General features: G+C 70.0%; 10 protein-coding genes. 5 read left to right on the forward strand and 5 right to left on the reverse strand.

Annotated features, from left to right (window positions below):
* The first annotated feature begins 330 nt into the window (after positions 1-330).
* Both BM419_RS21655 and BM419_RS21660 read left to right on the forward strand, forming a co-directional pair.
* On the forward strand, positions 331-2,205 hold the full coding sequence (locus BM419_RS21655; RefSeq protein WP_091681608.1) for a hypothetical protein: 1,875 nt from the start codon (positions 331-333) through the stop codon (positions 2,203-2,205).
* An 18-nt stretch (positions 2,206-2,223) separates the two neighbouring features.
* A complete protein-coding gene (locus BM419_RS21660; RefSeq protein ID WP_056530416.1) occupies positions 2,224-3,183 on the forward strand; it encodes a UDP-glucuronic acid decarboxylase family protein in 960 nt (319 codons plus the stop codon).
* Between the two features lie 108 nt (positions 3,184-3,291).
* Here the strand turns inward: BM419_RS21660 and BM419_RS21665 are convergent, their stop codons facing one another.
* Entirely contained in the window at positions 3,292-3,648 is a 357-nt protein-coding gene (locus tag BM419_RS21665; protein WP_020094821.1) for an ArsR/SmtB family transcription factor, read from the reverse strand.
* A gap of 106 nt (positions 3,649-3,754) precedes the next feature.
* Here BM419_RS21665 and BM419_RS21670 point away from each other — a divergent pair, with 106 nt between their 5' ends.
* Together BM419_RS21670 and BM419_RS21675 are read left to right on the forward strand one after the other, a co-directional pair.
* On the forward strand, positions 3,755-4,501 hold the full coding sequence (locus BM419_RS21670) for a glucose 1-dehydrogenase (RefSeq protein WP_020094820.1): 747 nt from the start codon (positions 3,755-3,757) through the stop codon (positions 4,499-4,501).
* A 173-nt stretch (positions 4,502-4,674) separates the two neighbouring features.
* Complete coding sequence (locus BM419_RS21675; protein ID WP_091681605.1) at positions 4,675-5,172, forward strand: lipocalin-like domain-containing protein; 498 nt, start codon at positions 4,675-4,677, stop codon at positions 5,170-5,172.
* 145 nt (positions 5,173-5,317) lie between these two features.
* On the opposite strand, the gene BM419_RS21680 is transcribed toward BM419_RS21675, so the two are convergent.
* Complete coding sequence (locus tag BM419_RS21680; RefSeq protein ID WP_091927632.1) at positions 5,318-6,058, reverse strand: 3-oxoacyl-ACP reductase family protein; 741 nt, start codon at positions 6,056-6,058, stop codon at positions 5,318-5,320.
* A gap of 207 nt (positions 6,059-6,265) precedes the next feature.
* Between BM419_RS21680 and BM419_RS21685 the strand changes: the two genes are divergently transcribed.
* Positions 6,266-6,841 (forward strand): TetR/AcrR family transcriptional regulator, encoded by a 576-nt coding sequence (locus BM419_RS21685; protein ID WP_091927633.1) that lies wholly within the window; start codon positions 6,266-6,268, stop codon positions 6,839-6,841.
* A 49-nt stretch (positions 6,842-6,890) separates the two neighbouring features.
* Here BM419_RS21685 and BM419_RS32945 read toward each other — a convergent pair whose 3' ends face one another.
* The 3 genes from BM419_RS32945 to BM419_RS21700 form a co-directional block, all read right to left on the reverse strand.
* Positions 6,891-7,559 (reverse strand): transposase, encoded by a 669-nt coding sequence (locus BM419_RS32945; protein ID WP_244492096.1) that lies wholly within the window; start codon positions 7,557-7,559, stop codon positions 6,891-6,893.
* Positions 7,463-8,428, reverse strand: a complete 966-nt coding sequence (locus BM419_RS32950) for a transposase (protein ID WP_244540823.1) — start codon at positions 8,426-8,428, stop codon at positions 7,463-7,465. The genes BM419_RS32945 and BM419_RS32950 overlap by 97 nt, the downstream gene beginning before the upstream one ends.
* A 911-nt stretch (positions 8,429-9,339) precedes the next feature.
* A partial coding sequence (locus tag BM419_RS21700) for an integrase core domain-containing protein (protein ID WP_139257069.1) occupies positions 9,340-9,658 on the reverse strand: 319 nt, incomplete at its 5' end.

Raw genomic sequence — 9,658 nt, forward strand, 5'->3', positions numbered from 1 at the left:
TCTCTGCAGCAGATCGTGTCGGCCAGGATCGGCGCGACGCGCGGCAAGAACTCCTCGGCGCCGCCGCAACAATGTGTCAGTGCTCCCGGCGACCCGACAGCGCCGTCAACGATCGAAGCGCGCCGCGGCACCCCGCTCTGCTATGTCGGCGGGACAGGTGATCGCGGGCCGCCTAGCAGCCTTCACCCCGTCGACGGGACGCGGGTCCGCTGCGGGCGCGCCGGGTGCATCCGATCGGATCGGCCTGTTCCGGGGGCGCGCCCACGGGCCTCCTTGTGGCAACGCCCGAACTTCGACAAACCCGGACGGAGCTATCGAGGACGGGCGCCCATGATCATCCGCCACACCCGCAGGCTGCAGCGATCGGGCGAGGCGGTCGCGAGCCGCGATGGTCGGCTCGTCGCGCCTGCCCCGACGGAGCCCGACTGGGATGTCCTGGGTCTGATCGATCTCGGCGGGCGCGTCACGGTGGTCGCGCTCCTGGGTCCGAACGACGCGCGCGCGTTCCGATTCCTGAACCCGGACGGCACACCGCTGGCGTCCTGCGCTGCGGACTTCCTCGCCGCGCCGTGGGACGGCGCCGGCCCGCTCGACTGGCAGGCCGAGGCGCTCCACACCGACGACGGCGACGCGTCGAACACGCGGGCCATGATCGAGGATCTCCACCTCCTGATCGAAGCCCTCGCGCGCGCGGCTGCCGCGAGCCCGGAGCACGCTGTCCGGGTCGTCACGGGCGGCGGTTCCGATCCGCGGGCGCAGGCGATGCACGCGGCGCTGGCACGCCTCAACGCCGCACCGGCGGGGGCTCCGCCCCACCTGCCCGAACTGGTGACGAAGGCGATCGTCGCGCGCGGCGGCCAGGAGACGGCCCATCCGGACGGCGGCGATCTGCGCTTCTCGATCTACCTGCCCATGCCGGGCTTCCGCTTTGTCGGCTACGCGGCGGACCGGAACGAGACGCTGTGCACGCTGATCGGCAAGAACTCGCGCCTCGCGTCGGCCCTGCTGGACGTTCGCGCGAACACGGCCTACGCCCGGCCGAACCTGGGAAGCATCGGGTTCGACGCCGCGACCTTGGTGCAGGTCCGGTTGTGGCGGCAGTACCTCCTGCCGGCGCTGATCGACGGCGCGGCGCGGTCGACGCGCGTCGGGGTGGTCTTCGAGCACGCGCACATCAGTCACGCCATCTGGAACGAGCTGGCCGCGGTCGACGACGTGCTGTCGCTCGGTCGCGCGCCGGCGGTGTTCCTGTTCGCGAGCTGCAACGAGCCGATCTCCCCGGTCGACGCCGTCTTCCCGGAGCTCGCCGGGCAGGTGTATCGCGGGATGGAAGGCCCGCTGCCCCTGCTGCAGGCTGCCGTCGCCGGCGCGGCCACCTTCCTGCCCTTCCGGTCCTACCGCGTGAGCCAGCGATTGGCCGATCGTCTCGCGGCCCTGGCGCGGAGCGCGGAACCCGCGCTCGATGCCCGACTGACGGAAGCGGCGCGCCGGGCCACGATCGTCCTGATCGGGCTGCGCCTGGAGAACCGCCAGTGGGTCCGGCAGCTCGACGGCTACGTGGCGCTGATCCGACGCCTCGGCCGGCGGCGCGGCGAGAGATTCCTCGTCATCGTCGACGGGCACAACACGCTCGCGGGCACTGCGGGCGGCTACGTCGAGAGCTACTGCGAGAGCCTCGTGCCCGCGGAGGGGACCGTGCCGTCCATCGTCCGGAAGGAGCTCGACCTGATCGGGGCGCTCCGCGCACGGGTCGCCGATGTCTCCAACGTGGAGTTGCTGCCGCTCGTGCCCTGCTCGATGGGGGCGAGCCTCGTGGCCGCGCTCCACACCGACCTGTTCGTGACGCATTTCGGGGCCGGGCTCGCCAAGTATAAGTGGGTCGCCAACGCGCCCGGATGCGTCATATCGAGCCGATCCGTGCTCAGCGGGAAGGACGATCTGCGCATCTACGACACCGAGATCTTTCGCGAGAACGTGTCGGCCTGTCACTACTTCCCCGCCGAGCGGGTGACGGACCTCGACACCTCGACCAACGCCCTGCATGTCCCCGGCAGCCGGGAGCGCGAGGATTTCGATCTCGACCTCGAAGAGTTCGCCGGCTTCGTCGAGCGGAACCTGCCCGAGCGGCGCGCCGCGCGCCCGCACTGGCTGAGACGGCTCACCCTCTTCAGGACCCGCGCCGCCACCGACGCGGCCAGGCTCTGAGCGCCGGGAGCATCACGGATGAGCGATCGGATCCTGATCACCGGCGGCGGCGGCTTCATCGGCTCGCACCTCAGCGAGCGCCTGCTGGAGCAGGGCCACGAGGTGCTCTGCGTCGACAATTTCTTCACGGGCCGGAAGAGCAATATCGCCCACCTGTTCGACAATCCGCGCTTCGAGCTCATACGGCACGACGTCACGCACCCGCTCTTCGTCGAGGTGGATCGGATCTACAATCTCGCCTGCCCGGCATCCCCGATCCACTACCAGTTCGACCCGGTCCAGACGACCAAGACCAGCGTCATGGGGGCGATCAACATGCTGGGGCTGGCGAAGCGGCTCCGCGTGCCGATCCTCCAGGCCTCGACCTCGGAGGTTTACGGGGATCCGCTCGTGCACCCGCAGCCCGAGGGCTACTGGGGGAACGTCAATCCCCTCGGCCCGCGCTCCTGCTACGACGAGGGCAAGCGCTGCGCCGAGACCCTGTTCTTCGACTATCACCGACAGCACCGCGTCCCGATCAAGGTGGTGCGGATCTTCAACACCTACGGCCCGCGCATGCATCCCAGCGACGGCCGGGTCGTCTCCAACTTCGTCGTCCAGGCCCTGCGCGGCGCGCCGATCACGATCTTCGGCGAAGGGCATCAAACCCGCTCGTTCTGCTACGTCGACGACCTGGTCCTGGGGCTGCAGGCGATGATGGCCACGGACGCGGAGATCACCGGCCCCGTCAATCTGGGAAACTCGGACGAGTTCACCATCCGGCAGCTCGCCGAACTCGTCGTCGACTTGTCGGGCTCGCGCTCGAAGCTCGTGCACGCCCCGCTGCCGGTGGACGACCCGCGCCAGAGGCGGCCCGACATCGCCCTGGCCGCGCAACTCCTCGACTGGCGCCCGACCGTGCCGTTGCGGGACGGGCTCGTGAGAACCATCGCGTATTTCGAGACGCTGCTGGCCTCGGAGCCAATCGGGCCGCGCTGATCCGGCGCGCGTGTCTCGGCGGCATCGGTCCTGACCGACCGTCGGCCGCTCCGGGCGAGTGGCCGTGCGCACTCGAGGCGCCCGCGGCGGCCGACCCGGGCCAAGCCCCTATCGCGGTCCGGCAGCCTCTGCGGCGGGGCCGGCCTCCGCCGCGTAGGCGTTGATGATGCCCATCAGCAGGCCGGGAAAGCGCGCCTCCACCTCGGCCCAGCGGGAATGGTTGCGCACCTCGACGCCGTGACGCTCGCTGCGGATCAACCCGGCCTCGCGCAGGACCTTGAAGTGGTTGGACAACGAGGATTTCGGGATGACGCGGTCCCCGAGCGCCGACACGGCCGAGCAGGCCTCGACGCATCCCGCCCGCATGATCCTGGCGAAGATGGCCGCGCGGCTCGGGTCGGCGAGGGCGTGCAGGATGGCCTCGGGTCGCACGTCCTCGATGGCGGGGTGAAACAGCGGTCTCATCTTTCGTCCATATGGGGTCTTGAACGACGCTCCGTTAGTTCCGAAGTTCCGAACTATGGGACTCAGGCCGCCATCCCGCGGCCGACCCATATCGGAGATAGGACACATGTCGAAGCTTGCGGGCAAGGTCGCCGTCGTGACCGGGGCATCGAAGGGCATCGGTGCGGGGATCGCCAAGGCGCTGGCGCGGGACGGCGCCGCCGTGGTGGTGAACTACGCGTCCAGCAGGGCAGGGGCCGACGCCGTCGTGGCCGCGATCACGTCCGCCGGCGGCCGGGCCGTCGCGGCCCAGGGCGACGTGTCCCGAGCGTCCGAGGCGCAGGATGTGATCGAGGCCGCGATCCGCGCGTTCGGGCGGCTCGACGTGCTGGTCAACAATTCCGGCGTCTACGAGTTCGCGGCGATCGAGGAGGTCACCGAGGAACACTACCGCCGCCAGTTCGACGTCAACGTGCTCGGCGTCCTGCTGGCGACGCGGGCGGCCGCGAAGCATCTCGGCGAGGGCGGGAGCATCGTGAACGTCTCCTCGGCGATCACGCACGTCCACACGCCGGCGGCGGCGGTCTACGCGGGGACCAAGGGGGCGGTGAACGCCATATCGGGGGTGCTCGCCAACGAGCTGGCCCCGCGCAAGATCCGCGTGAACGTCGTCAGCCCGGGCTACGTGGTGACCGAGGGCACGCACGCGGCCGGCATCTCCGGCTCGGAGATGGAGGCCGGGATGGTCGCGCAGACGCCCCTCGGCCGGGCCGGTGAGCCGGACGACATCGCCACCGTCGTGGCCTTCCTCGCCTCGGACGACGCGCGCTGGCTCACCGGCGAGAACATCACGGCCAGCGGCGGCATCCGCTGATCCACGGTGCTGCCCCTGCGCGCGTGTCGGTGCCCGACCGCGTGCCGGGGCAGCGTCGCGGAGACAACGACGCGACGACGATGACGCCTTCGTCCACGGGGGCGGCTAGGGCGGAGCGCCGCGCCGTCCATGTCGGTCGCGGTGCCTGCCGCGGGCAGAAGGGGAGGGGAGGGATGATCCGATCGAGATGGGGCCTAGCCGTGCTCGCGGCGGCGCTCGCGGCGGCATCGACCGCCAGAGCCGAGCCCGCCAACCAGGTGCTGGGGACGTGGCGCATGGTGTCCGCGCGGCTCGATCCGGAGGGGCGCAACGCGCCGGCCTACGGCGCGCGCCCGAGCGGGCTGCTGGTGTTCACGCGCGACATGCACTTCGTCGAGGTGCTCACGGACGCCGACATTCCCCGGTTCGCCTCGAGCGCGCGCGGTCAGGGGACAGCGGAGGAGAACCGGGCGGCCATGGCCGGCAGCATCGGGTTCTTCGGCACCTACACTGTGGACGCCGACGGCGCGTTCAGCGGCAACCGCGTCGAGGGCTCGACCTTCCCGAACTGGGTCGGCGACGTGCGCACGACCGAGCAGCTTCGCCTGACCGTCGAGGGGGACCGGCTGAGCGAGAGCTTCCGGCGCCCGGACGGTACGCGGATCGCCATCACGTGGGAGCGCGTCCGCTGAGCCGAAGCCGTGCGCGCGACCCGGGGCTTCGGCCCTGGAGGGCCGCGCAGGAGGGCCGCGCAGGAGGGCCGCCCCGACCGGGGGCGGGGCGGCCATCGGCGGATCGACGCGACGGAGCCCGCGTCCGGCGGTCCGCCGCGGAGGTTCACGCGTTGGCGCCGCCGTCGACCGTGAGGGTGGTGCCGGTGATCTGGCGCGCGGCCGGGCTCGCCAGGAAGGCCACCGCGGCCGCGATATCGTCCGGCGTCCCGTAATGGCCGAGGGCGGTCATCGCCCGCTGCATGTCCGCCTGCGCCCCGTCGGCCGGGTTCATGTCGGTGTCGGTCGATCCCGGCTGCACGAGGTTCACCGTGACGGCGCGCGGCCCGAGTTCGCGCGCCAGACCCCGCGTGAACGAGAGCAGGGCGGATTTCGACATGGAGTAGACCGTCACCCCGGGGAACGGGACCCGCTCCCCGAGGCAGGAGCCGATGGAGATGATCCGGCCGCCCTCCTTCAGGTGCGGGATGGCCGCCTGCGACGCCAGCACGACGGAGCGGACGTTGACGTCCAGGATGGCGTCGATGTCGGCGAGGCTCATCTCCGCGAGGGGGCCGCCGCGGGCGATGCCGGCGTTGTTGACGAGGATGTCGAGCCCGCCGAGGCTCTCGGCCGCCTCGTCGACCGAGCGCTTCACCGCCGCGGCGTCGGCGCTGTCGGCCTGGATGGCGCGCCCGCGGCGGCCCTTCGCCTCGATGGCGCGGACGATCTCGGCCGCTCGCTCGGCGGACCGCTCGTACGTGATGGCGACGTCCGCGCCCCGGTCCGCGAGCGCCAGGGCGATGGCCGCACCGATGCCGCGTGATGCGCCCGTCACCAGGGCGCGCTTGCCTGCCAGCTCACTCACGTCCGCCTCTTTCTGTAATGAACGACACAGAAATGGCTAGATGCGTTGCCGGCCTGGGTCAAGCGGTTTATATAACGATCGATGCAAAAATCCGCTTCGATCCAGGCAGGGGACCAGGCAGGGGACCGGGCAGGGGACCGGGCCGCGCCCGCCCGCGGTCGCGGCCGGCCCCGCGCCTTCGACCGGGAGGCGGCGCTCGATCAGGCGATGCAGCTGTTCTGGCGCCGCGGCTTCGCCGCGACATCCATCTCGGATCTCACCGCGGCCATGGGGATCGGGTCGCCGAGCCTCTACGCGGCGTTCGGCTCGAAGGAGGCGCTCTACGCCGAGGCGCTGCGCCACTACGGCGACCGGTACGGCGGGATGGTCTGGGCCAACTTCGACGCTGCCGCATCGGCGCGCGGGGCCGTCGAGGCGCTCCTGATGGATTCGGCCGCCGCGCTCACCGGCGCCTGCGGCCGCATCGAGCAGCTCGGCTGCATGGTGACGCTCTCGGCTGCCGGCAGCGAGGGACAGGCGGAGCTCGGCGCGTTGCTGCGCGCGGCCCGCGCCGAGGGACGCCGACGGGTCGCGGAGCGGCTCGCGCGCGCGGTCGCGGCGGGCGAGATCGGCGCCGCCGTCGACGTCGCCGCACTGACCCGCTTCGTGCTCACGGTGCAGAACGGCATGTCGCTCCAGGCCCGCGACGGCGCGACCCGGGAGGAGCTCGAGGCCGTCGCCCGGCTGACGATGGCGGGGTGGGACGCGCGCGTCGGGGGTGAGGGCGATCGACCCTTGCGGTGACGTGTGTGGATGCTGGGCTTGCCTCGAGAAAGATACTGCTGGCGAATTCCTACGCGGCCGTTGGCCGAGCCATGAGGCGTGCGAATGCAGAGCGTCGGGTTCGGCCAGCGGGCGTGTCGCCAATCCAGGCGGCAAGGCGGCCGAGATTGATCGCCTTCGCCGTCAGCAGGTGCTGCAAATGCGTCCTGGCCAGACCGAGATAGCGACTGCGACGCAGGCCCATCGTCCGTACGCCACGTGAGAGCGTGCCTTCGATGCCAGCGCGCCGTCGCCGGTCAACTGCGAAGGCCGACGAGGTCTCTCGCGCCCGCGCCGCGACGAGCGCATCGTGTGACTCACGTGAGCGCGGGGTCAGTCGACGGCGCTGCGAGCGGGTGCAGCGAGGCTTCAAGCTGCAGGCTTGGCAGTGCTGTGCCGCGAAGCGAATCCGTATGACCGTGCGACCGAGGTTGTAATTTGGATGCCAGCTCCGGCTGTCATGTCCCGCCGGACAGGTCGCGATCTGTCGATCCCAGTCGAGATGGAAGTCTTCGATGGTGAAGGCACCCTCGGTGCGCGCCTGCCACTGGTTGTCCTTCGGCACCGGTCCGGTCAGGGCGACGTCGTGATCTCGCGCGGCGGCTACGAGGCCGCCGGCGTCGATATAGGCAGCATCGACGAGATGGCGCGCCCGAAGCAGATCCTGCGTCGCCAGCGCCGCGTGCAGCGGGTCGAGCACTGCCTGGTCCACGCCGGGGCCGGTGTCGTCGCGACGTGGACGATCAGCGGTGGCTGGGCGTCGTCGCAGGTCTCGGTCAGATGGACGGTGTCACCGATCCATGTGGTCGCGCGCTTCTTGGCGTAGTGCACGTCCGGATCGTAGGGCGAGGCGACCATCGCCAGGGCGGGCGGGATGCCCTCGGCCTCCGTCCGCCAGCGGATCCGCCCGTCTCCCTCCGATCCTTCAGCGGGTGGTTCGGCGACGTGGAAATTCTGCAGCCAGACGCGGCGAAGGACCACCATGGCGGGGACGTTGCGCAGCCAGCCCGGTGCAGCTTTGGTGTCGACGGCTGCAAGCAGCCGGTGCCCGTCGTCACCGATCGTCTCCGCGCAGGCGCGGCGCGCCGTCTCGCCCTGCGGGATATGGAAGTCGCCGATGGAACGGCCGTAGCGCTTGATCCAGCTCGGATCCTTATGGGCCCGTAGCCAGTCCGGCGCGACGACAGCCAGGGCGTTCAGGGCGGCCTGCAAGGTCTTGATGGCGCAGCCGAGGCGGTTGAGGCTGCGGATCGCACCGAGGACGTGGGTCGCGTCTGTGCGCTGGCGGCCACGCTTGGCCAAGAGGCCGCGCTCGCGGCAGAGGGTGAGCAGGGTGTCGAACAGCAGGGCCTCGGCTTCGCCGGCCACGAGGCGGGAGCGGAATTGACTCAGGACCGAGGCGTCGAAACCGGGATCGGTCAGGTCGAGGCCGAGCAGGTAAATCCAGTCGATGCGAGCCCGTACAGCATCGGCCGCACGGCGGTCGGACGGATGCTCGGAGAACTGCAGCAGCGTGATCAGCGCCAGCCGCCAGGGGCAGGCCGCGGGCTGTCCGACGCGTGCGAACAAGCCAGCGAACTGGATAGCCGGTCAGCCGCTCGAACAGGATGCGCTGTGCCTCGACACCACGGGCAGGCTCGCTCACCACCATCAGAACCCCGCAGTAGTCCACCCGCAGGGTGCCGTGCTCCGGATGCACCGCGAACGGCTCAGGTGCCGTCCGGCCGAGCCGGTGGGCCTCGGCACCGAACTTCTCGCAGAAGGCTATGGCGTTCGTCCGGAGCGCCACCCATCGAGCCGGTAGGAGATACCGGCACAGCGAGGCATGCTCGGACAGATCCTTAAGCGCGCTGCGCCACAGGGCGGCGGCGTCGGGGAGCATGGTGGGTGCCAAACTGGAAGCCATCCCATGGGCTACGGCAAGCTTGACTGCCGGGCTATGCGGCCAGAAGCGAGGTTGCCCAACGTGGATTGGGACGGTTCAGGCGCGCTCCTTGCCCTCTGATCGCTCCGCTTCCTGGCGCGCTACGCTGAGGACCCGGCGACGCCCCTGTGTGTCCGGTATCGAGGACCAAAGGCGCACAAGAGTCAGCAGATCTCCTGCCTCGCCCTCTGCTGGCGCCCGGAGGAACGCCTCAACTGGGACGTTAAGCTCTCGGGCGAGCTGTTTCAGCGTCGCGATGGTGCGAGCGGAGCGACTGGGAATGGCCATGCTTGATAACGCATGGCCCACCGCAGCATTCCAAGCTGCATACATAATTCAGAAGAGGCGTCAGTGTCGGCCTATATCCGGGCTCACGACGCTGAAGCTGTTCCCAGCGACATGCCTAAATAAATCTGCGGCTAAGCTGCAACGCGCGTCGAATGGGCGCATTCCCGATCTATGTCAGGATCGCGCCCCCTCGCCGTGCTCGCCGACGATGACGAATTCACCCGTCTCGTCACTTGATCGGCCCCCACGAGGTGGTCCAAGGTCAAAGTTAGTGCAGTGTCGGTCGCTGGACCACGGCGAGCTTGGCCGGTGCAGCCGGCCAAGCGGCTATAGCTGGCACGAACACCTCTGGCGCGGGCGGCCGGTAGCCCAATGCGCCATGCGGCCGAACCGTATTGTAGTGCCGTCGCCAGCCCTCGATCATGATCTGCGCCTCCTTGAGCGTGTAAAAAATCTCGCCATTCAGCAGCTCGTTGCGTATCTGTGCGTTGAAGCTCTCGACATATCCGTTCTCCCACGGCGAGCCAGGGCTGATGTAGGCCGTCCTTACGCCAACGGCCGCAATCCAGGACTGGACCGACTTGGCG

It is taken from the genome of Methylobacterium sp. yr668 (genome assembly GCF_900116245.1).
Classification (GTDB): Bacteria; Pseudomonadota; Alphaproteobacteria; order Rhizobiales; family Beijerinckiaceae; genus Methylobacterium.

Bases quoted from the DNA above. Each gene is read 5' to 3' on its own strand.
- BM419_RS21665 (WP_020094821.1), bottom strand. From the start codon at position 3,648: ATGAGACCGCTGTTTCACCCCGCCATCGAGGACGTGCGACCCGAGGCC.
- BM419_RS21670 (WP_020094820.1), top strand. From the start codon at position 3,755: ATGTCGAAGCTTGCGGGCAAGGTCGCCGTCGTGACCGGGGCATCGAAG.
- BM419_RS21660 (WP_056530416.1), top strand. From the start codon at position 2,224: ATGAGCGATCGGATCCTGATCACCGGCGGCGGCGGCTTCATCGGCTCG.
- BM419_RS21675 (WP_091681605.1), top strand. From the start codon at position 4,675: ATGATCCGATCGAGATGGGGCCTAGCCGTGCTCGCGGCGGCGCTCGCG.
- BM419_RS21655 (WP_091681608.1), top strand. From the start codon at position 331: ATGATCATCCGCCACACCCGCAGGCTGCAGCGATCGGGCGAGGCGGTC.
- BM419_RS21685 (WP_091927633.1), top strand. From the start codon at position 6,266: ATGCAGCTGTTCTGGCGCCGCGGCTTCGCCGCGACATCCATCTCGGAT.